Origin of the sequence: Mesorhizobium sp. AD1-1 (assembly GCF_020164655.1) — a bacterium.
Lineage (GTDB): Bacteria > Pseudomonadota > Alphaproteobacteria > Rhizobiales > Rhizobiaceae > Mesorhizobium > Mesorhizobium ciceri.
Genome location: NZ_JAIUGP010000013.1, coordinates 175,065 through 196,142, shown reverse-complemented (window position 1 = coordinate 196,142; position 21,078 = coordinate 175,065). Strand labels below are relative to the sequence as shown.

17 protein-coding genes and 1 other RNA gene are annotated in these 21,078 nt (G+C 63.6%); 14 read left to right on the top strand and 4 right to left on the bottom strand.

All coding sequences use genetic code 11. The features are described from left to right. Positions 1–40 precede the first annotated feature (40 nt). From LB519_RS23305 to LB519_RS23295, 3 genes are read right to left on the bottom strand one after another with little or no spacing between them, the layout of a single operon-like run. Positions 41–724, bottom strand: a complete 684-nt coding sequence (locus tag LB519_RS23305; RefSeq protein ID WP_224621305.1) for a class I SAM-dependent methyltransferase — start codon at positions 722–724, stop codon at positions 41–43. Next, positions 721–2,019, bottom strand: a complete 1,299-nt coding sequence (locus LB519_RS23300) for a DUF3419 family protein (protein ID WP_224621304.1) — start codon at positions 2,017–2,019, stop codon at positions 721–723. The genes LB519_RS23305 and LB519_RS23300 overlap by 4 nt, the downstream gene beginning before the upstream one ends. 33 nt (positions 2,020–2,052) lie before the next feature. After that, complete coding sequence (locus LB519_RS23295) at positions 2,053–5,700, bottom strand: hydantoinase B/oxoprolinase family protein (RefSeq protein ID WP_224621303.1); 3,648 nt, start codon at positions 5,698–5,700, stop codon at positions 2,053–2,055. Between the two features lie 194 nt (positions 5,701–5,894). Here LB519_RS23295 and LB519_RS23290 point away from each other — a divergent pair, with 194 nt between their 5' ends. The 5 genes from LB519_RS23290 to rnpB all read left to right on the top strand — a co-directional run bounded on the left by LB519_RS23290 (position 5,895) and on the right by rnpB (position 9,229). After that, a complete protein-coding gene (locus tag LB519_RS23290) occupies positions 5,895–6,155 on the top strand; it encodes a hypothetical protein (RefSeq protein ID WP_013530943.1) in 261 nt (86 codons plus the stop codon). A gap of 174 nt (positions 6,156–6,329) precedes the next feature. After that, positions 6,330–7,049, top strand: a complete 720-nt coding sequence (locus tag LB519_RS23285; RefSeq protein WP_063172494.1) for a J domain-containing protein — start codon at positions 6,330–6,332, stop codon at positions 7,047–7,049. Further along, positions 7,046–7,801, top strand: coding sequence for an N-acetylmuramoyl-L-alanine amidase (locus tag LB519_RS23280; RefSeq protein WP_064993827.1), 756 nt, complete (start codon positions 7,046–7,048; stop codon positions 7,799–7,801). The genes LB519_RS23285 and LB519_RS23280 overlap by 4 nt, the downstream gene beginning before the upstream one ends. A gap of 209 nt (positions 7,802–8,010) precedes the next feature. Beyond that, entirely contained in the window at positions 8,011–8,769 is a 759-nt protein-coding gene (locus tag LB519_RS23275) for a lytic transglycosylase domain-containing protein (RefSeq protein ID WP_224621302.1), read from the top strand. Positions 8,770–8,819: 50 nt separating this feature from the next. Further along, positions 8,820–9,229, top strand: an RNA gene (gene rnpB / locus LB519_RS23270) — RNase P RNA component class A. A gap of 87 nt (positions 9,230–9,316) precedes the next feature. On the opposite strand, the gene LB519_RS23265 is transcribed toward rnpB, so the two are convergent. Continuing rightward, a complete protein-coding gene (locus tag LB519_RS23265) occupies positions 9,317–10,444 on the bottom strand; it encodes a cystathionine gamma-lyase (protein WP_063172492.1) in 1,128 nt (375 codons plus the stop codon). Between the two features lie 410 nt (positions 10,445–10,854). On the opposite strand from LB519_RS23265, the gene mraZ reads away from it, so the two are divergent. The 9 genes from mraZ to ftsW are packed head-to-tail and all read left to right on the top strand — an operon-like array spanning position 10,855 to position 21,077. Continuing rightward, entirely contained in the window at positions 10,855–11,313 is a 459-nt protein-coding gene (mraZ, locus tag LB519_RS23260; protein WP_013530948.1) for a division/cell wall cluster transcriptional repressor MraZ, read from the top strand. Then, positions 11,310–12,344 (top strand): 16S rRNA (cytosine(1402)-N(4))-methyltransferase RsmH, encoded by a 1,035-nt coding sequence (rsmH, locus tag LB519_RS23255; protein ID WP_224621301.1) that lies wholly within the window; start codon positions 11,310–11,312, stop codon positions 12,342–12,344. Before mraZ ends, rsmH begins: the two co-directional genes overlap by 4 nt. A gap of 4 nt (positions 12,345–12,348) precedes the next feature. Then, complete coding sequence (locus LB519_RS23250; protein ID WP_013530950.1) at positions 12,349–12,747, top strand: hypothetical protein; 399 nt, start codon at positions 12,349–12,351, stop codon at positions 12,745–12,747. Next, positions 12,744–14,453, top strand: a complete 1,710-nt coding sequence (locus tag LB519_RS23245; protein WP_013530951.1) for a peptidoglycan D,D-transpeptidase FtsI family protein — start codon at positions 12,744–12,746, stop codon at positions 14,451–14,453. The genes LB519_RS23250 and LB519_RS23245 overlap by 4 nt, the downstream gene beginning before the upstream one ends. 54 nt (positions 14,454–14,507) lie before the next feature. Next, the gene (locus LB519_RS23240; RefSeq protein WP_224621300.1) at positions 14,508–15,962 is read left to right on the top strand and encodes a UDP-N-acetylmuramoyl-L-alanyl-D-glutamate--2,6-diaminopimelate ligase; all 1,455 of its coding nucleotides are present in this window, start codon (positions 14,508–14,510) and stop codon (positions 15,960–15,962) included. Next, positions 15,959–17,416, top strand: a complete 1,458-nt coding sequence (locus tag LB519_RS23235) for a UDP-N-acetylmuramoylalanyl-D-glutamyl-2,6-diaminopimelate--D-alanyl-D-alanine ligase (protein ID WP_224621299.1) — start codon at positions 15,959–15,961, stop codon at positions 17,414–17,416. Before LB519_RS23240 ends, LB519_RS23235 begins: the two co-directional genes overlap by 4 nt. Positions 17,417–17,434: 18 nt before the next feature. Then, on the top strand, positions 17,435–18,517 hold the full coding sequence (mraY, locus tag LB519_RS23230) for a phospho-N-acetylmuramoyl-pentapeptide-transferase (protein WP_013530954.1): 1,083 nt from the start codon (positions 17,435–17,437) through the stop codon (positions 18,515–18,517). Positions 18,518–18,525: 8 nt separating this feature from the next. After that, positions 18,526–19,926, top strand: coding sequence for a UDP-N-acetylmuramoyl-L-alanine--D-glutamate ligase (murD, locus tag LB519_RS23225; RefSeq protein WP_224621298.1), 1,401 nt, complete (start codon positions 18,526–18,528; stop codon positions 19,924–19,926). Further along, a complete protein-coding gene (gene ftsW, locus LB519_RS23220) occupies positions 19,926–21,077 on the top strand; it encodes a putative lipid II flippase FtsW (protein WP_013530956.1) in 1,152 nt (383 codons plus the stop codon). The genes murD and ftsW overlap by 1 nt, the downstream gene beginning before the upstream one ends. The last annotated feature ends 1 nt before the right edge of the window (position 21,078 follow it).

The following is a 21,078-nucleotide window of genomic DNA, read 5'->3' as shown; positions in this document are numbered from 1 at the left end:
TTCAGGTGAGGTCGGCCTGCAAATGGCGGTTTCACCTTGGCTAGCCGCGCGGCCCGATAACCGCCAGCCAGGCATAGCCGCGATAAAGCGTGCGGAAACGGAAGCTTGCGCCGGTTCGCCGAGATTCCGATTCCAGCACTTCGCGCAACGATTCACGCGGCGCGACGTGGAATTTTTTCAGCCAGCCGCGCAGCAGCGCACGGAACCAGCCGGGCAGCCCTTCCTGCTGGCCGAAATCGACGATGTGCAGCGAACCGTTCGGCGACAGGGCGGCAAGTGCCGCCGATACTGTTTTTTCCCAGCCGGGGATCATCGACAGCGAATAGGACACGAAGACACGGTCGAAGCGTTCGACATCGAAGAGTGCCCGGGCATCGAAATCGGTGGCATCGCCCCTAGCCAATATGACGCGACCGGACAGGCCCTCGCGGTCGATCGCCTTTCCGGCCGTCTCCAGCATTTCGGCCGAAATATCGAGGCCGAAAAAGCGCGCGTCGGGATAGTGACGGGCGGCGAGGATGACGTTGCGGCCGGTGCCGCAGCCGAGTTCCAGCACGGTGCCACCGACAGGCACGTCGAGCCCCGAGATCATTGGGTCGCGGCCGAGCAGGTAGTATTTGCGGGTCAGGTCGTAGATGTGGCGCTGCCAGCGGTAGACGCCGTCCATCAGTTCGGCATGGCTGGCCTTGAATTCGGGGCTGGCCGGCAGCTCGCTGGTGCTCATGCCGCGCGCTTTACGTAGAGATGGAAGCCGCCATAGATGGCCGAGCGGTCGCGGGCCGAAAATTCCCGCGAAGCCTGGTCCTGATAGTCCCATTGGTCGAGCAGCGAACTGGAGACGCGACCCGGCAGCAGGCTGGGCTCGGCGGCGGTGCGAAAGATGACGCGGGCGCCGGCCGAAGCCGTGCGGGTGATTTCCGCCCACAGCGCGTTGAGCTGATCGTCGGTCATCCAGTCCTGTGCGTCGAGCAGGACGAAGCGGTCGACCGCGCCTGCATCCTTGCCGGCGAGAAACTCGATCAGATTGGCATGGTGGATGGCGACGCGGCCGACATTGCCGCGGATGGTCTCGTAATTCTGCTTTTCGAGATAGGCGGGCAGGGCGGCCTCGCCGGGGTTCGGATAGCGGCGGGCAAAGGCCTGCCAGGCGAAGTAGTTATTCTCCAGCGGAAAATCGCAAGCGAGCTTTTCCAGCCGGGCTTTAAGCACGCTGGCCATGGTGCCGTCGCCAGAAGTGATCAGCGAATCGTACTGCGCCGGTGGAATGCCGAGGCCGAACAGCGAAGCCTTGCGCGACGTCGCCCATCTCAAAAGCTTGTTGTCGAAGACCGGCGCCAACTCCTCGTTGAAGAAGCGGCGCTGCTCGCCGATGTTCCTGGCCTGCATGATGCCGGCTGGGTCGACGCCGAAGAATTTTCCCGTGCGATGGCCCATGGCGATGAACAGGCCGAGCAGGCCGGTCTGGTAGAAATTGCGGTCGAACACAGTGATCCTACGGCGGCCGCGCCAGTTGCGGCGCTCCCAGTAGTGACGGCTGACAGGATCGAGATGCGGCGCGATGAAACGGTCATACGCTCTCGAATTGTGGCTGGTGTCGGCGGCGCCGAAGAAGCGGAACAGGTCGCCCTGCGATGGCAAATGGCGCACCGCCTCCAGCTTCATGCGGTTCAGCGCGATATGCGCGGTGTTGAGGTCGACGGCGTCGACCCGGGCCGGCGAGCGCGTGAGGTAGGCCAGGATGTTGCAGCCGCCGGAGGCGATAGTGACGACGCGGTGGCCCTGGCCGAGCTGCATCGCCTCCATGTCGACATCGGGGTCTTCCCAGATCTGCGGATAGACGAGTCCGGAGAACAGGAAGGCAAACAGCCGCTCCGAAATGCCGGCCTTCGACAGCGGGCGGTTCTGGTAGACGGCCTTTCCAACTTCCTTGCCGCGGCGAAAAACCAGATCTGCGGAAACGTCCGTCATGGCAAAGTGATTCCCCATTTGCTTTGCCGCAAGCGGGTAGCGCAGGGCCATGACAGGCCGGTGACAGCCTGTTGACGCCTCTTCTTACGGTTTACCAAATCCCCCCGGCGTCGGCGTCGTCAGGATGACGGCGTCGCCGGCCTGCAACATGGTCTGGTCGCAGGCTTTCAGCAGGTCGATCGTGCCGTCCTTGCGGCGGATCTTGGTCGAGCCGACCTCGCCGTCGCCGCCTCCGTCCAGCCCTTGCGGCGGCCGGTTGCGGTGCGAGGACAGGATCGCGCATTCCATCTTTTCGAGGAAGCGGATGGTGCGTTTGGTGCCGTCGCCGGCGCTCCATCTGCCCTTGCCGCCGGAATCTTTCCGGATGTGGAAATCCTCGAGCAGAACGGGAAAGCGCAGCTCCAGCACTTCGGGATCGGTGAGGCGCGAATTGGTCATGTGGGTGTGGACGCCGGAGGTGCCGGCAAAGCCGCGGCCCGAGTTCATCCGGCCGGCCGGCGAGCCGGAGCAGATCGTCTCGTAATATTGATACGTCTTGTTGCCGAAGGTCAGGTTGTTCATCGTGCCTTGGGCGTTGGCCATGGCGCCCATGGCGCCGAACAGCGCGTTGGTGACATGCTGCGAGGTCTCGACATTGCCGGCGACGACGGCGGCGGGGTAGGCGGGTTTCAGCATGCAGCCATCGGGAATGATGATGTTGATGGGCCGCAGGCACCCGGCATTCATCGGGATCATATCCTCGACCATGACGCGGAAGGCGTAGAGCACGGCGGCGCGGGCCACCGGCTCGGGCGCGTTGAAATTGTTCTTCATCACCGGCGAGGTGCCGGTGAAGTCTACCGTCGCCTCGCGCTTTTGCCGGTCGACCGTGATCTTCACCTTGATGATCTGGCCGGTGTCGGTCGGGTATTCGTACTCAGAACTATCCGGCAGCCGCTCCAGCACGCGGCGCACGCTTTCGGCGGCATTGTCCTGGACATGGCCCATATAGGCCTCGACGACATCGAGGCCGAAATGGGCGACCATCTTGCGCAGTTCGGCTACGCCCTTTTCGTTGGCGGCGATCTGCGCCTTGAGGTCGGCGATGTTCTGGTGCGGATTGCGGGCCGGATAGCGGTGATCGGTGAGCAGCGTTTCCAGCTCCTTCTCGCGGAAGCGGCCACGGTCGACGATGCGGAAATTGTCGAACAGCACGCCTTCCTCGTCGACCGTGGTGGCGAGCGGCGTCATCGAGCCGGGTGCCGTGCCGCCGATATCGGCGTGATGGCCGCGCGAGGCGGCCCAGAACAGGATTCTTTCCTTGGCATCATCGAAGACCGGCGTCACGACAGTGATGTCCGGCAGATGCGTGCCGCCATTGTAGGGTGCGTTGAGGGCAAAGACGTCGCCGGGGTGGATGTCGCCGGAATTCAGCCGGATGATGGTTTCGACCGAGCGGTCCATCGAGCCGAGATGTACCGGCATGTGCGGCGCATTGGCGACCAGCGCGCCGGTCCGGTCGAAGACGGCGCAGGAAAAATCCAGCCGTTCCTTGATGTTGACGGAATAGGCGGTGTTCTGCAGCGTGACGCCCATCTGCTCGGCGATCGACATGAAGAGGTTGTTGAAGACCTCCAGCATGACCGGATCGGCCTCGGTGCCGAGCGCTGCCTGCCGGCGCTTTTTCTCGACGCGGTGCAGGAGCACGTGGTTCCTGGCGGTGATTTCGGCCAGCCAGCCCGGCTCGATGACGATTGTCTGGTTCGGCTCGATAATCAAGGCAGGTCCCGCAACCCTGTTTCCCGGCTTCAGCGCCTCGCGGCGGAAGATGGGTGAAGTGCGCCACTCTCCCTCGGTGAAGATTTCGCGGGTCTGTGAAGGGCTTACGGCAAGGTCTTCGGTTCGCGATTCAGTTTCGTCGCGCCCAGTGCCGCCGGTGTCGGTGCCTTCGACGCCGACGGTCTCGACGATCATCGGCTTGTCGTCATAGACGAAACCGAACTGCGCCTTGTGGGCGATTTCAAAATCGCGCCTGGCCTGGAAAATCGAATCCGCCTCGAAATTCACCGGCAGTGTCGTGTCGGTGCCGTCGTAGCGAATGTGCAGCACCGGCTTCGTGGCGACCGTATCCTCGCCGATGCCTTGCGCCGCGAGTTCTGCGACAACGGCTTTCCTCAAGATGGCAACGAGGTTGCCGATCTCCGTTCTGGACTCTTCGGCAAGCGGTTTCAGCAGCGCCTGCTGGCGCGAGGCAAAGACCGAGGACAGGCCGATGCCATAGGCCGACAGAAGACCTGAGAAGGGATGGATCAGCACCGCTTCCATGCCGAGCGCATCGGCGACCAGGCAAGCGTGCTGGCCGCCGGCGCCGCCAAAACAGTTCAAGAGATATTCGGTGACGTCGTAGCCGCGCTGCACGGAGATCTTCTTGATGGCATTGGCCATGTTTTCGACGGCGATGGTGACGAAGCCCTCGGCGACAATCTCGGGCGACCGACCGTCGCCGATTTCGGCGGCGAGTGCGGCGAATTTTGCCCGTACCGTCTCGACGTCGAGCATCTGGTCCTGGCCGGGTCCGAAAATGGCCGGGAAGAAATCGGGCTGCAGCTTGCCCAGCATCACATTGGCGTCGGTGACGGCGAGCGGGCCGCCGCGCCGGTAGGCTGCCGGGCCGGGATTGGCGCCTGCGGAATCCGGCCCGGCCCGGAAGCGGCCGGCCTCGTAATGCAGGATCGAGCCGCCGCCGGCGGCGACGGTATGGATGCGCATCATCGGCGCGCGGATGCGCACGCCGGCGACCTCGGTGTCGAAGGCGCGCTCATATTCGCCGTCATAGTGAGCGACGTCGGTCGAGGTGCCGCCCATGTCGAAACCGATGACCTTGTCGAAGCCGGCGAGCCTGGCCGTCTCGACCATGCCGACGACACCGCCGGCTGGTCCTGACAGCAGTGCGTCCTTGCCCTGGAACATGTCGGCGGCGGTGAGACCGCCCGACGACATCATGAACATCAGGCGGGGGAATCGATCGCTCTCCCCCACAAGAGGGGAGCTTGGCGCCGCACCCAACTCTCCCGCCACCCTTTGCACATAGCGCGATAGGATCGGCGACAAATAGGCGTCGACCACCGCGGTGTCGCCGCGGCCGACCAGCTTGATCAGCGGCGAGACCTCATGGCTGACCGAGACCTGACTGAAACCGAGTTTGCGGCAGACTTTCGCCACCGCCTTCTCGTGCTCGGGGTATTTCCAGGCGTGCATGAAGACGATGGCGACCGCATCGATGCCATCGGCCCTGGCCTGTTCGATCGCCGGCCGGCAGGCGGCGATATCGAGCAATTGTTCGACGCAGCCATCGGCGCGCACACGCTCGTTGATTTCGATGACGCGCTCGTAGAGCTGTTCGGGAAGGATGATCTCCTTGGCGAAGATGTCCGGGCGCGCCTGGTAGGCGATCTTCAGCGCATCGCGGAAGCCCTTGGTGATGAGCAAAAGCACGCGGTCGCCCTTGCGCTCCAGCAGCGCATTTGTGGCGACCGTGGTGCCCATCTTGATGTCGCCGATCAGGCCGCTCGGGATCGTGTCGCCGGCCGACAAGCCAAGAAGGTCGCGAATGCCCTGGATGGCGGCATCGTTATAGGCTTCGGGATTTTCGGAGAGAAGCTTGCGCGGGTGCAGCCCGCCCTCCGGATCTCGGCCGATGATATCGGTGAATGTGCCGCCGCGGTCGATCCAGAAATCCCATTTTTCGGTCATGACAGCCCCTGGCGCTCTTCTGTTCGATCGGTGTTTCGGCACATGCTGTTAGTTCGCTACGGCCTGAGCGGCAATCGCAAATGAACCAGACGATGTTACATGCGGAAACGCAACGTTACGAAACTCATGGCCGGCTGACGCATTTGTCCTTCGACCGCTCACGGCAACGTGAGCGTGTGTTGAAGGAGAGACAAATGAAAAAGCTCATTCTCGCGTCCGTTTCCGGTTTGGCTTTGCTTGGCGTCGCCGCCTGCAGTGACAGCGGTACGGACAACACCACCACCCAGAGCACCAACCCGCCGGCCGCCGAGGAACCGATGAAACCGGCCACCCCGGAAGCCACGCCGCCGGCCGCGACGCCTCCGGCAACGGATAATTCGACCACGAAGAGCATCACACCCGAGAAGCCCGCCGAGCCGGCTCCGGCAACACCAGCTCCTGCGCCCGCGCAGTAGTGAGCAAGCAGTACTTCTTGTGATGAATGAGGAAGGCCGGCTCGCGCCGGCCTTTCTCATGTCGTCCGAGCGCCGTGGGCCAATCCCTCTCGCGCGCCGGATCGATTTGTCGCGCAAAGCCTGCGGCACTGTCCCGGCTTGATAGGAGGGAGCGGTGGCTCTAAGAAGCAGGCCATGTCGATTTGGGATCGCCTCGGCGAGTTCATCACCCGCGTTTCATCCTCAACCTCGTCGGGTGTCGCCGACGTTGTCGAGGCTGTGCGCACGGTTTTCTCCGGCGATGCGGATTTGCGCCGGCGTGTCGCCTTTTCGGTGGCGATGATCGCGCTGTCGGCCAAGATGGCCAAAGCCGATGGCATCGTCACCCAGGACGAGGTGCGCGCCTTCCAGGAGATATTCGAAGTGCCGCCGAAGGAGACGCGCAATGTGGCGCGGCTGTTCGATCTCGCCCAGCGCGACGTGGCCGGTTTCGAAACCTATGCCGAGCGGATGGCCCAGATGTGCGGTTCGGGCCATTCCAACTGCGTGATGCTTGAAGACATACTCGACGGTCTGTTCCACATCGCCAAGGCCGACGGGCTGGTGCACGAGCGCGAAGGCCATTTCCTGCACCGCATCGCCGAGATTTTCCGCATCGACGAAGCGCATTACGAAGCCATCATGGCCCGGCACGTCAATCTCGGCGCCGGGGATCCCTATGTCGTGCTGGGCATCGAGCGCGGCAAGCCATTCGAAGAGGTCAGGAAACGCTATCGCAAGCTGGTTTCCGACAATCATCCGGATCGGCTGATCGCGCGCGGCCTGCCTCAGGAATTCATCAAGATCGCGACCACCAGGGTGGCGGCGATCAATGCCGCCTACGAGATGATCGAGCGGGGCCTGCGCCACGCATGAGCGGCTTTCTGCCCGACGAGCCACGTGCCGAAGTCAGGGTATCGCCGAATTTCGGCCCGCGGCGCGAGACACCCAGGCCCGACATGATCGTGCTGCACTACACCGGCATGGCGACCGGCGCCGGGGCCGAGGCCTGGCTTTGCGATCCGGCCAGCGAGGTCTCGTCGCATTATCTGGTCCACGAGAATGGCCATATCGTGCAGATGGTCAGGGAAAGCGACCGCGCCTGGCATGCCGGCAAGAGTTCGTGGTTCGGACGCGCCGACATCAATTCCTGTTCCGTCGGCATCGAGATCGTCAATCCGGGGCATTCGCTGGGCTATCCCGGTTTTCCCCGGCGGCAGATCGATGCCGTGATCGGGCTGTGCCGGGGGATCGCCGGTCGGCATTCGATCGCCGCCGAGCGGGTACTGGCGCATTCCGATGTTGCGCCGGGGCGCAAAATCGATCCCGGCGAGAAGTTTCCGTGGCGGACGCTATTCGAGGCCGGTGTCGGCCATCTCGTTACGGCCGCCCCCGTCAGGCGAGGCGCTACTCTGACAACCGGCGACACCGGCGGCGATATCGAAGCGTTGCAGTCGATGCTGGCGCTCTACGGCTATGGCGTTGAAATATCCGGCGTTTTCGACCGGCAGACGGAGGCGGTGGTCGAAGCCTTCCAACGGCATTTCCGGCCGCGCAAGGTGGACGGCGTTGCCGACGGCTCGACGCTGCGGACGCTGCAAAGGCTGCTTGCTTCCGTGAAGCGCTAATCCCCGGGAGACCTCTCCCAAGCAATTCTTTCCAATCCTTAAGTTACAGGCTGTCACTCAAAGTGACTTGCCTGGCCTTGTTTGACACCAATTCGGGCGTCAAACGGCTGACGTGTAGATGTCGGACCCCAAGCCCCCCGGGTTGTTCCGACGTTGGTTAGGCGTTGCTGCGTGAACATCTTCGCGCGGTTCAGACAGAACAGGATCACATGCAGAAATTTACCGTTTTAACGGCAGCTCTTGCTGCCGGCGTAATGACTTTTGCCTTCAGTGCGGCGCATGCAGCGTCATTCAGCCCGCGGGCCGATCAAGGGTTTCCCGTGGTATCCGCAAAAAGCGGCAAGGCAGGCCACGACGCCAAGGCGACAAAGCAGGCATCCGCCAAAGCGGAGACGAAGCGGGCTTCCGCCAAAGCGGAGACGAAGCGGGCTTCCGCCAAAGCGGAAAAGGCAAGCTGGTCCAAAGCGAAGAAGTCCATCGCCAAAAGGCAGACGAAGCGCGGCCGCAAGACCGTCGACATGACGAGAACGGCATCGATCGGCCTCAGGAACGCGGCGGAGTCGACGGCCGCGGTGGCGAGCAGCGGCCAGTATTCCGCAATCGTTGCCCGCTATGCGGCGATCGAAGGCGTGCCGGTGTCGCTCGCCTCGGCGGTCATCAAGATCGAGAGCAACTACCGGCCCAACATCGTCGGCAGCGCCGGCGAGATCGGCCTGATGCAGATCAAGCCGGCCACGGCTCGGATGATGGGCTATAGCGGCTCCGCCAAGGGCCTGTTCGATCCCGACACCAACATCAAATACGGCATGAAATACCTTGCCATGGCACGGAGCCTCGGTGGCGGCACGACCTGCGGCACCATTCTGAAATACAATGCCGGACACGCCGCAACGCGGATGAACCCCGTGTCGGCAGCCTATTGCGGCAAGGTCAAGGTGCAGATGGCTGCGCTTGGATCGCCCGCATAAGTCAGCTTTTTCGTTTGCGTTTTCGGGCGTGAACCCCTTTATACGCTCTGCCAGCTGGCTGGGCGGCCGCACCCGCAAACGCCGAAAGGTCGTGGGTGAGGAAAGTCCGGGCTCCATGGAAACACGGTGCCGGTTAATGGCCGGCGGGGGCGACCCCAGGGAAAGTGCCACAGAAAGCAAACCGCCACGATCCGGCTTGCCGGATTCGGGGCAAGGGTGAAAGGGTGGGGTAAGAGCCCACCGCGCGACTGGCAACAGGAGCGGCACGGTAAACCCCACCGGGAGCAAGACCGAATAGGGACGGTGCGAGGGGAAACCCTCGAGGGCTGTTTCCGGCTCACCGTCCGGGTAGGTTGCGTGAGGCGCATGGCAACATGCGCCCAAGATGAATGGCCGCCACGTTCTCGCCTCGCAAGGGACGAGGGCCATACAGAACCCGGCTTACAGGCCAGCTGGCAATTTCTCTCCCCCGATATCAAGAGAAATCTCTTGAAATCAGCAGGTTGCGCCCTCGGGCGCGCCTGTTGATTCAAGCCTGTCCGGCCGTTCATCCGAGCCGGGAGCCGCTGATCCCGTCCAGCGACGTCTCGATCGCTTTCCAGAGCTCTTCCACCGGCTCGCAGCCGACCGAGAGGCGGACGAAACCGGCGGAGACCGCATCGCCTCGCTTCAGGCGCCGCTCGGCGGAGGTGTGGACGCCGCCGAAGGATGTCGCGGCCTGCATCAGGGCACAATTGTTGATGAAGTCCTCGGCTTTGTCTTCCGAGGCGAGTTCGAACGAGATGAGAAAGCCGAAGCGCTCCATCTGGGCGCGGGCTAGGTTGTGCGACGGGTCGCCTTCCAGCCCGGGATAACGCAGGCCACTGATTGCCTTGTGGCCCTGCAGCCGCCGCGCGATGACTTCCGCCGAGGAACACATGCGATCGAAGCGCACATCCAGTGTCTCCAGGCCGCGGTGCACCAGCCAAGCTTCGAACGGACCGGGAATGCTGCCGGAAACTTCGCGCCAGCCGGTCACGGCGGCGATGATATCGGCATTGCGACTGGCGACATGGCCGAACAGCACGTCGGAATGGCCATTGGGTGCCTTGGTGTCGGCGGCAACGACGATATCGGCGCCGTGGTCGAGCGGTCGTTGGCCGAAAGGGGTCATGGTCGTGTTGTCGACCACAAGAATCGCGCCGGTTTTGTGGACAGCATCGGCAACGGCGGCGATATCGCAGATATCCAGCCCCGGATTGGCAGGGGTTTCGACAAATGCCAGCCGATAGCCATCGAAGCCGCCATCGAGGAAGGTCGAAGTCGGCCTGACATCATAGGTGATGCCGAGCGGCTTGAGGAAGCGCTCGGCCAGCGCTCGTGTCGTGTGATAGCCGTCCGATGGCAGCAGGATACGGTCGCCGGCCTTGAGCACGGCAAAAAACGCCGCCGAGATTGCCGCCATTCCGGAAGGGAACGCGACGCAGGGCGCGTCCTCCAGATGGGCCAGCATATGCTCGACCGCGTCCCAGGTTGGGTTGCTGAATCGCCCGTACTGGTTGAAGCCGGTGGCGTCGCCGGGCGCATGAAAGATGGCGGCCATGGTCAGCGGCAAGGGAATGGAATCGCCCATGGCAAGCCCGCTGCGACGCAGGTGAGGAAGCGCTGCAGCGCGTGACTTTGCTGTTTCAGACATCGAATTTCAGACCCTGTTGGTGACCGGCTGGATGTGGCGAGACGCTATGCCCGGCAGCGGCTCGCGGCAAGGCGCGTCCGGTTGGGCCAGGCGGCTCTAAACGCTTCGTTAGGCTTAATAGACCATAAAGACGAGACGTGTCGTCACGGCTGCTCTCTTTGGTCGGGGCGCGCGTGTTTGTGAAGCCTATTCCCGTTGACGCCCATAGTGCCCCATGATATCCCATCCAGACATCAAAGCCTTCGTTCCGTGTCAGGGTAAAGCGTACGCCAATCGGGCAGCCGCGGCGGCTGCGCGTTTGCTGGTTTTTGGCTGTGCGGACGAGGTTGATACGGGGCAGGGAACGCGCTGCGGCGGCGCGTGCGACAAGATGCAGAGGGGTGCGGCGGCGCAAGCGGCTGTAGCGTTTAATGGACCGGTTTCTGTCAAACACGGTGAGCAGGATCGATGCGAAGGGGCGGGTGTCCGTTCCCGCGCATTTCCGTGCCGTCGTGCAGAAGCGCGGCTATTCGGAACTCTATGCGCTGCGCTGCCTGGACCTGCCGGCGATGGACGTCGGCGGGCTCGACCTGCTCGACCGCTACGAGCAGCGCATAGCGCTCGAGGATCCCTTCCTGCAGACGGCGGACGATATGTCGTTCTTCTGCCATGGCGACGGAACCTTCTTGAAACTCGACCAGGACGGCCGCATCACGATGAGCGATTTCCTTCGCGAACACACCGGCATCTCGGCGGAAGTGGCCTTTGTCGGGCGCGGCAATTTCTTTCAGATCTGGGAGCCGGGACGGCTTGCCGCCTATGGGGCGCAGGCGCGGGCACGGCTTTTGCAGCTTCGGCAGGGGACGAAGCCTGGGGAGCGACCGGAATGACGGCAGGCCACGGCGATGACCTTCCTCGCGCCGTAGATGGGCACGCCGTTGGCGGATCGGCCCGCCACATTCCGGTCCTCCTTGCCGAAGTGCTCGAAGCACTGGCGCCGGCGCAGGGCGACCTCATCATCGACGGCACGTTCGGCGCCGGCGGCTACACCAGGGCCATTCTGGCGACAGGCGCCTCCGTGGTGGCGATCGACCGCGATCCGGATGCCATTGCGGCCGGGCGCGATCTTGAAGTGCAGTCGGGTGGTCGGCTGCGGCTGGTGCAGGCGCCGTTCTCGACGCTGGACGAACATGTCGAGAGCGCCGACGGGATCGTGCTCGACATCGGCGTGTCCTCGATGCAGCTCGACCAAGCGGAGCGAGGGTTTTCGTTCCGCGCCGACGGGCCGCTCGACATGCGCATGGCGCAATCGGGCCTCAGCGCCGCCGACGTCGTCAATTCCTTCAAGCCGGGCGATCTTGCCCGCATCTTCGGCTTCCTCGGCGAGGAGCGCCATGCCGGACGCATTGCCCGCATGATCGAGGCGCGCCGCGAAAAGCGCCCGTTCGAGCGCACGTTGGAACTCGCCGACGCCATCGAGACGCATATCGGCCGGGCGCCGAAGGACAAGATCCATCCGGCGACGCGCGTCTTCCAGGCGCTGCGCATTTTCGTCAATGACGAGCTTGGCGAACTGGCCAAGGCCCTGTTTGCGGCCGAACGCGCGCTGAAGCCGGGCGGACGGCTGGCCGTGGTCACCTTCCATTCTCTGGAAGACCGCATCGTCAAGCGTTTCATCGCCGACCGGGCCGATGTCGCGACCGGCTCGCGTCACCTGCCCGAGGCGCATGCGCGCACCGCGACGTTCCGCAAGGCTGGCGGCGGCGTGACGGCCGGCGACGCCGAGGTGGCGGCCAATCCGCGCGCCCGTTCGGCCAGGCTGCGCGCGGCGGTCCGCACCGAGGCGCCGGCGCGCAGCAGCGACTTTTCGATTTTCGGCCTTCCAAAGCTTCCCGGTATCGACCGGCCGGGGGAGAGGTAGCTAAGTGTTTCGTACCAGCGACATTGTCCTGATCGCCGTCATGGTTGCGGTCGCGGCCCTTACCTACAAGGCCAAGCGCGAGGCCGAGGAACAATTGGCCGCCGTGCAGAAGATCCATGCGCAGATACGCTATGAGGAGGACACGATCGACCTGCTCAAGGCCGACTGGAGCCTGCTTACCCAGCCGTCGCGGCTGCAGAAGCTCGCCGAACTCTACAAGTCGCAGCTCGAACTCGAGCCGGTCAGCGCCCGCCAGATCGGCGGTGTCGGCGACCTGCCGGCCAAATCCCTTGACATCCAGGACATCTTGTCGGGACGCCAGGGCGGCATGGCTGATAGTTCGGGCGGCAAGGCGCCGTCGGACGGCAGGGATCCCGTGGTGACCGGAGGCATCGCCCAATGATCGGTAAACTGCTGAAACGCCGCGCCAGGACGAGTGAAGATGGATCGATCGTGGTCGAGGGCGCCCGCAAGGCGACCGGCGGCAAGGGCAGGACGCGCATCGTCATGACGATGGCGGTGTTCTTCGGCATCTTCTCGACCATATCAGGGCGGCTGGTCTATCTCGGCTTCCAGACCCCCGATATGTCGGGCGGTCCGCAGAGCCGGGTGACGGCATCGCGGCCCGACATCGTCGACCGCAACGGCGAAGTGTTGGCCACGGACATCAAGACGGCGTCGCTGTTTGCAGAACCACGCCGGATTGTCGACGCCGACGAGGCGATCGAGAAGCTGTCGACGGTGCTTCCGGACATCGACTATGAGCAGACCTACCATAAGCTGAAGAGCGGCGCCGGTTTCGTCTGGCTGCAGCGGCAGCTGACGCCCAAGCAACAGTCCGACATCATGCAGCTCGGCATTCCCGGTTTCGGCTTCCGCACCGAAAAGCGCCGCTTCTATCCGAGCGGCGAGACCTCGTCCTACATTGTCGGGCTCACCAACATCGACAACCAGGGCATCTCCGGCATGGAGAAATATGTCGACGAGCAGGGGCTGAGCGACCTGCAGGCGTCGGGCCTTGCCATTGCCAAGGATCTCAAGCCGGTAAAGCTTTCGATCGATCTGCGCGTGCAGCATGTCGTGCGCGACGAGATCGCCGCCGGCCTGGAGCGCTATCGTGCCATGGGCACCGGCGCCGTTGTGCTCAACGTCAAGACCGGCGAAGTGGTGGCCATGGCCTCGGTGCCGGATTTTGATCCGAACAATCCCTACAACGCACAAGACAAGGACCGGCTGAATCGCATGTCGGCGGGCCTCTACGAGATGGGTTCGACCTTCAAGAGCTTCACCTCAGCCATGGCGCTCGATTCCGGCAAAGCGACGATGGCGAGCCGCTTCGATGCTTCGCATCCAATCCGGGTCGGCCATCAGGCCATTCACGATTTCCACGGCAAGAACCGTGTGCTGTCGTTGCCGGAGGTGTTCCTCTACTCGTCCAACATCGGGTCGGCCAGGGAAGCCGAGATGGTCGGCATCGAGGGGCATCGCGAATTCCTGCATCGCCTTGGCATTCTGGACAGGATGCAGACCGAATTGCCGGAGACTGCCCGTCCGACTGAACCGAAGGTCTGGAAACAGGTCAATTCATTCACCATCGCCTTCGGCCATGGCGTGTCGACGACGCCGCTGCAAGCGGCTGTGGGCTGCGCGGCGTTGATGAATGGCGGTTTCCTGATGAACCCCACCTTTCTGGTGCGGACGCAGGCGGAAGCGATGGCCACCGCCAAGAGAGTGGTGAGCGAAAAGACCGTCGAAGGCATGCGCTACCTCTATTCGCTCAATGCCGAAAAGGGCTCTGCCAGAAACGCCAGAGTCCCCGGCTACCGCGTTGGCGGCAAGACCGGAACCGCCGAGAAGGTCATCAATGGCCGCTACTCGAAGGACTTGAATTTCAACACCTTCGTCGCCGCCTTCCCGATGGACGATCCGCAGTATCTGGTGTTTACCATTGCCGATGCCCCGCACCCGGAAAAGCCCGGCATGACGGATGTCGCGGCCGCGAATGCTGGGGTTATGGCCGGCAATATCATCAGGCGTTCAGCTGCCATGCTTGGCGTGAAGCCAGATTTCAGCCATGAAAATGGTGCAACGCTGGTTTCCTATCAGTGATTCTTAGGGCGCGCCGGCAACAGCGCGCTATTTTGTTGCGGTGAACGGGACTCGATGAAGCTCAGAGATCTAGCCGGTATCCTGCCCGTCGAGGGAATAGCTTCCGTCGATCTGGAGGTTACAGGGATTTCTTCGGATTCCCGCCAGGTAAAAGCGGGCGTTGTCTTTTTTGCGCTCGCCGGAACCAAGGCCGACGGTGCCGTTTATGCCGCAGATGCCGCCGCGCGCGGTGCGGCCGCGATCGTGGCGGGCAAGGGCAGCACCATTGCCGGGCTCCCGGTTCCGGTGCTGGCGGTCGACGATCCGCGCCTGGCGCTGGCGCAGAGTGCGGCACGCTATTTCGGCAAGCAGCCTGAGATCATGGTCGCGGTGACCGGCACCAGCGGCAAGACCTCGGTCGCAGCCTTCACCAGGCAGATCTGGGAGCAAGCCGGTTATGCCGCCGCTTCGATCGGCACCACCGGCGTGGTGGCGCCTGGGCGCAACGACTATGGTTCGCTGACGACACCCGATCCGGTCGCCCTGCATCAATTGCTGCGGGAATTGGCCGATGCCGGCGTCACCCACGCCTCGATGGAAGCCTCCAGCCATGGGCTCGACCAGCGCCGCCTCGACGGCGTGAAGCTGGCCGCCGGCGGCTTCACCAATCTCGGCCGCGACCATATGGATTATCATCCGACCATCGAGGATTATCACCGCGCCAAATTGCGCCTGTTCGACACGTTGCTGCCGAAGGGCGCGCCGGCCGTGATCTTCGCCGACGATCCATGGTCGGCGCCGACGACCGTGGCCGCAAAGGCTGCCGGGCTCAATGTGCTGACGGTCGGCCGCCATGGCGACTTCCTCAGGCTGAAACGGGTCGAGCACGAACGCCACCGCCAGCGGGCCGAAGTCGAGGCCGACGGCGTGCTCTACGAGATCGACCTGCCGCTGGCCGGTGATTTCCAGATTTCGAATGCGCTGGTTTCGGCGGGTCTTGCCATTTCCACGGGAACACCTGTCGCCAAGGCCTTGATGGCGTTGGAGAAACTGAAGGGCGCGCCGGGCCGGCTCGACCTCGTCGGCACCACCGGCAATGGCGCGCCGGTCTATGTCGACTATGCCCACAAGCCGGACGCGCTTGAAAACGTGCTGGCCTCGGTGCGGCCGTTCACCACCGGCCGCGTCATCGTCGTGTTCGGCTGCGGCGGCGACCGCGACCGGGGAAAAAGGCCGATCATGGGCGAAATCGCGACGCGGCTTGCCGATGTCGTCATCGTCACCGACGACAATCCGCGCTCCGAAGTGCCGGAAACGATCCGTGCCGCTATTTTGGCCGCTGCTCCAGGTGCCATCGAGATCGGCGACCGGCGCCAGGCGATCCACGAAGCGGTCGCCATGCTGCATGCCGGCGACACGCTGATCGTGGCCGGTAAGGGCCACGAGGAAGGCCAGACGATCGGCTCCGAGACCTTGCATTTCTCCGATCATGAGGATGTCCGTGCGGCACTCACGGAGCGTGCAGCATGAGCTTGCTGTGGACCTCCGAAGCGCTGGTTGCCGCCATGGACGGGCGGCCGCTCGGGCCGATGCCGGATGGCATTTCAGGCATTTCGATCGACAGCCGCAGCCTGCAGCCGGGCGACGCCTTCTTCGCCATCAAGGGCGAGGCGATGGACGGCCATGACTTCGCAACCGCCGCCATCAAGGCTGGCGCTGGCGTGCTGGTGGTGGCCGAAGGCAAGCTGCCGTCGCTCGGCCGGCTGACAGCGCCGATCATCGTCGTCGAGGACGTGCTGGTCGCGCTGGAAAAGCTTGGAGTTGCATCGCGCGCCCGCTCGAGCGCGAAAATCATCGCTGTGACCGGTTCGGCCGGCAAGACCACCACCAAGGAAGCGCTGCGCCATGTGCTGCAAGCCGTAGGCAAGGTGCATGCCTCGGCGCAGTCCTTCAACAATCACTGGGGCGTGCCGCTGACCTTGGCGCGGATGCCTGATGATTGCGACTATGCCGTGTTCGAGATCGGCATGAACCATCCCGACGAGATCCGTCCGCTGGTCAAGATGGTGAGGCCGCATGTCGCCATCGTCACCATGATCGCGGCGGCGCATCTCGGCTTTTTCCGCAATCTGGACGAGATCGCCAAGGCCAAGGCCGAGATTTTCGAGGGGCTGGAGCCCGAGGGGGCCGCCGTCCTCAACCGCGACGATGCCCGCTTCAAGCTGCTCGACAAGATGGCCCATGCCGCCGGTGTCGAGCACGTCTACGGCTTCGGCGAGAATGCGCGCTCTACCTTCAAGCTCACCAAATGCGAACTGCATGCCGATCATTCCGACATCATCGCCAGGATCGGCGGCCACGAAGTGACGGCGCGGATCGGCGCGCCCGGCCGCCATATGGTGCAGAACGTGCTGGCGGTGCTGGGTGCGGCGCATCTGGTCGGCGCCGATCTCGACAAGGTTGCTTCAGCACTGGCCGATCTCTCCGCCGAGCGCGGGCGCGGCAAGCGCCATGTGCTGCGCCATCCCGGTGGCTCGACTTCGAGCCACCCCGGTGGACTGATCACGCTGATCGACGAAAGCTACAACGCCAATCCGGCATCGATGGTTGCTGCGATGGCGTTGCTCAACGCGACGCCGGTGACGGGCGAGGGCCGCCGCATCGCCGTGCTCGGCGACATGCTCGAACTCGGCGACCATTCGACCAAGCTGCATGCGGCCCTTGCCGATCTCATCGTCGGCACGGGCACGCAGACCGTTTTTCTTGGCGGCCCGGAAATGCGGGCGCTGGCCGAAGCGCTGCCCGCTGAGATCAAGACGGAATACCGCGCCGGTGTCGAGGAGCTGAAGCCGGTGCTGCTTGCCGCGCTCAAGCCGGGTGACGTGGTGATGATCAAATCGTCGAAGGGCATCGGTTTTGCAAAACTGGTCGATGCGCTGCTGGGCAAATTCCCGGCTGAATCGACAACCAGAAAACAGACCTAGGTCGGGGGACGAAAGCGCATGTTCACACTGCTCGTCGATTTTGCGGACAAGGTCTCGGTCTTCAATGTCTTCCGCTACATCACCTTCCGCACCGGTGGGGCGCTGATCACGTCGGCGCTGATCGTCTTCATCTTTGGACCGACCATCATCAATTCGCTGCGGCTGCGGCAAGGCAAGGGCCAGCCGATCCGCGCCGACGGGCCGCAGACACATTTCAAGAAGGCCGGTACGCCGACCATGGGCGGGCTGATGATCCTGTCGGGCATCATCGGCTCGTCGCTTTTGTGGGCGAACCTGTCGAGCATCTATGTCTGGGTGGTGCTGCTGGTGACGCTGGGCTTCGGCTCGATCGGCTTTTACGACGACTATCTGAAGGTCACCAAGCAGTCGCATCTCGGCTTTTCCGGCAAGGCACGGCTGGCGCTGGAATTCGTCATCGCCGGCATCGCCGCTTGGGTGATCATGCACAATGGCCAGGCGCCGTTCTCGTCGTCGCTGACTTTTCCCTTCGCCAAGGAATTCATCGTCAATCTCGGCTGGTTCTTCATTCCGTTCTCCTGCTTCGTCATCGTCGGCGCCGGCAATGCGGTGAACCTGACCGACGGCCTTGACGGCCTGGCGATCGTGCCGATCATGATCGCGGCTGCCTCCTTCGGCGTCATCGCCTATCTCTCCGGCAACGCCGTGTTCGCCGAATATCTGCAGATCCATTTCGTGCCCGGCACCGGTGAACTGGCGGTCGTGCTCGGCGCGGTCATCGGCGCTGGCCTCGGCTTCCTCTGGTTCAACGCGCCGCCGGCGGCGATCTTCATGGGCGACACCGGATCGCTGGCCATGGGCGGCCTGATCGGCACCGTCGCGGTCGCCACCAAGCATGAGATCGTGCTGGTCATCGTCGGCGGATTGTTCGTCGTCGAAATCCTGTCCGTCATCATCCAGGTCGGCTACTTCAAGATGACCGGCAAGCGGGTGTTCCTGATGGCGCCGATCCACCATCATTTCGAAAAGCTCGGCTGGACCGAAAGCCAGGTGGTGATCCGCTTCTGGATCATCGCCGTCATCCTGGCGCTGGTCGGCCTGTCGACCCTCAAGCTGAGATAGGAAGCCCTTTGATCCCCGCCGCATCCTTTTCAGGCAAGCGCGTTTCGCTCTTCGGGCTTGGTGGCTCGGGGATCGCGACGGCGCGCGCGCTGATCGAGGGCGGCGCGGACGTGCTGGCCTGGGACGACAATCCCGACAGTGTGGCCAAGGCCGCCATTGCCGGTATCGCGACCGCTGATTTGCGCGGCGCCGACTGGGCGAAATTCTCGGCCTTCGTGCTGTCGCCTGGTGTGCCGCTGACGCATCCCAAGCCGCATTGGACGGTGGAACTGGCGCGCGGCTCAGGCGTCGAGATCATCGGCGACATCGAGCTTTTCTGCCGCGAGCGGATGCTGAGCGCGCCGACAGCGCCTTTCATCGCCATCACCGGCACCAACGGCAAGTCGACGACGACCGCACTGACCGCTCATATCCTGAAGGCTGCAGGACGCGATGCCCAGATGGGCGGCAATATCGGCCGCGCGGTGATGACGCTCGATCCGCCCGAGCCCGATCGGCACTATGTCGTCGAATGTTCGTCCTACCAGATCGACCTCGCGCCCTCGATCAATCCGACGGCCGGCATCCTGCTCAATCTGACGCCCGATCATCTCGACCGCCACGGCACCATGCAGCACTACGCCGCGATCAAGGAGCGGCTGGTGGCCGGCAGCGAGACGGCGATCGTCGGCATCGACGATTCCTGGTGCGCGCAGATTGCCGAGCGGCTGGAGCGGGCGGGGCGGCATGTCATCCGCATTTCCAAGCGCCTGCCGCTGACCGACGGCTATTTCGCCGATGGCAGCAATTTGATGGAAGCTGTGCACGGCCGTTACAGCCGTGTCGCCTTCCTCGAAGGCATCGGCTCCTTGCGTGGCCAGCACAATGCCCAGAACGCTCTGGCTGCGGTCGCCGCTTGCCTCAAGGTCGGGCTGGAGCTTGGCGAGATCCAGTCGGGGCTGGAAAGCTTTCCCGGCCTCGCGCACCGCATGGAGCAGGTGGGCCGCAAGGACCATGTGCTGTTCATCAACGATTCCAAGGCGACCAATGCCGATGCTGCGGCGCCGGCGCTGTCCAGCTTCGCGCGCATCTACTGGATCGCCGGCGGCCTGCCCAAGGAAGGCGGCATCGAACCCTTGCGCGGCTTCTTCCCGCGCATCGCCAAGGCCTATCTTATCGGCGAGGCGGCGCCGGCGTTTTCGGCGACGCTGGGCGAGGCCGTGCCCTACGAGATTTCAGGCACGCTGGCCGCGGCGGTCGAGCACGCCGCGCATGATGCGGCTAAGGACGACAGCGGCGAGGCGGTGGTGCTGCTGTCGCCGGCCTGCGCCAGCTTCGACCAGTTCAAGAATTTCGAAGTTCGCGGCGAAGCCTTCAGGCAAGCTGCGAATGCTATCGAGGGTGTGAAACCCATCGGAGGGGCACGATAATGCAGAGCCGTCTCGACAAAAGTCCGGTTGCGACCTGGTGGTGGACGATCGATCGCTGGTTCCTGGCGGCGTTCCTGTCGCTGATGGGCCTCGGTATCGTGCTGTCCTTCGCGGCGAGCCCGGCGGTCGCCGAACGCATCGGCCTCGACAGTTTCCACTTCGCCACCAGGCAGATCATCTTCACCGTACCGGCGCTCGGCGTGATGCTGGCTGTGTCGTTCCTCGATTCCAGGCAGATCCGGCGCATGGCGCTGATCATGCTGTGCCTGATGCTGGTGCTGATGGTGGCGGTGCTCTACATCGGCGTCGAGGTGAAGGGCGCACGCCGCTGGGTGTCGCTTGCCGGCCTGTCGATCCAGCCGTCGGAATTTTTGAAACCAGCCTTCGTCATCATGTGCGCCTGGCTTTTCGCTGAGCACAAGCGCCAGCCCGACATTCCCGGCAATCTGTTCGCCATGTTGCTGCTGGTACTGGTCGTGTCGCTGCTGGTGGCGCAACCGGATCTCGGCCAGACCATGCTGACGACCGGCACCTGGGGCATCATGTTTTTCATGGCCGGGCTGCCCTGGCTGTGGATCGTTGCGCTGGGTGCCGCCGGCGTCGGCGGCGTTTTCGCCGCCTATACGGTGTTCCCGCACGTTGCCTTGCGCATCGACAAGTTTCTTACCGGCGAAGGCGACACATTCCAGGTCGATATGGGACGCGACGCGCTGATCAATGGCGGCTGGTTTGGCGTCGGACCAGGTGAGGGCACAGTCAAGCGGGTCATTCCCGACAGCCATGCCGACTTCGTCTTCTCGGTCGCAGGCGAAGAGTTCGGGCTGATCATGTGCTTCTTCATCATGTCGATATTCGCCTTCATCGTGCTGCGCGGCCTCAACACGGCGCTGAAGGAGCATGACGATTTCACCCGCTACGCGGTCGGCGGCCTCGTCACCGTCTTCGGCCTGCAGGCGGTCATCAACATGTGCGTCAACCTCCAGCTTGTGCCGGCCAAGGGCATGACGCTGCCGTTCATCTCCTATGGCGGCTCCTCGCAGATCGCCATCGCCATCTCGATGGGGATGGTGCTGGCGCTGACACGCAAGCGGCCGGAAAAGCGCAAGCAGATGGGCTTTGGTCTGTCGCAACGCGCCGTGCCGGCGGAGTGAT

Bases quoted from the DNA above. Each gene is read 5' to 3' on its own strand.
- LB519_RS23305 (WP_224621305.1), bottom strand. From the start codon at position 724: ATGAGCACCAGCGAGCTGCCGGCCAGCCCCGAATTCAAGGCCAGCCAT.
- LB519_RS23300 (WP_224621304.1), bottom strand. From the start codon at position 2,019: ATGGCCCTGCGCTACCCGCTTGCGGCAAAGCAAATGGGGAATCACTTT.
- LB519_RS23295 (WP_224621303.1), bottom strand. From the start codon at position 5,700: ATGACCGAAAAATGGGATTTCTGGATCGACCGCGGCGGCACATTCACC.
- LB519_RS23290 (WP_013530943.1), top strand. From the start codon at position 5,895: ATGAAAAAGCTCATTCTCGCGTCCGTTTCCGGTTTGGCTTTGCTTGGC.
- LB519_RS23285 (WP_063172494.1), top strand. From the start codon at position 6,330: ATGTCGATTTGGGATCGCCTCGGCGAGTTCATCACCCGCGTTTCATCC.
- LB519_RS23280 (WP_064993827.1), top strand. From the start codon at position 7,046: ATGAGCGGCTTTCTGCCCGACGAGCCACGTGCCGAAGTCAGGGTATCG.
- LB519_RS23275 (WP_224621302.1), top strand. From the start codon at position 8,011: ATGCAGAAATTTACCGTTTTAACGGCAGCTCTTGCTGCCGGCGTAATG.
- LB519_RS23265 (WP_063172492.1), bottom strand. From the start codon at position 10,444: ATGTCTGAAACAGCAAAGTCACGCGCTGCAGCGCTTCCTCACCTGCGT.
- mraZ (WP_013530948.1), top strand. From the start codon at position 10,855: ATGGACCGGTTTCTGTCAAACACGGTGAGCAGGATCGATGCGAAGGGG.
- rsmH (WP_224621301.1), top strand. From the start codon at position 11,310: ATGACGGCAGGCCACGGCGATGACCTTCCTCGCGCCGTAGATGGGCAC.
- LB519_RS23245 (WP_013530951.1), top strand. From the start codon at position 12,744: ATGATCGGTAAACTGCTGAAACGCCGCGCCAGGACGAGTGAAGATGGA.
- LB519_RS23240 (WP_224621300.1), top strand. From the start codon at position 14,508: ATGAAGCTCAGAGATCTAGCCGGTATCCTGCCCGTCGAGGGAATAGCT.
- LB519_RS23235 (WP_224621299.1), top strand. From the start codon at position 15,959: ATGAGCTTGCTGTGGACCTCCGAAGCGCTGGTTGCCGCCATGGACGGG.
- mraY (WP_013530954.1), top strand. From the start codon at position 17,435: ATGTTCACACTGCTCGTCGATTTTGCGGACAAGGTCTCGGTCTTCAAT.
- ftsW (WP_013530956.1), top strand. From the start codon at position 19,926: ATGCAGAGCCGTCTCGACAAAAGTCCGGTTGCGACCTGGTGGTGGACG.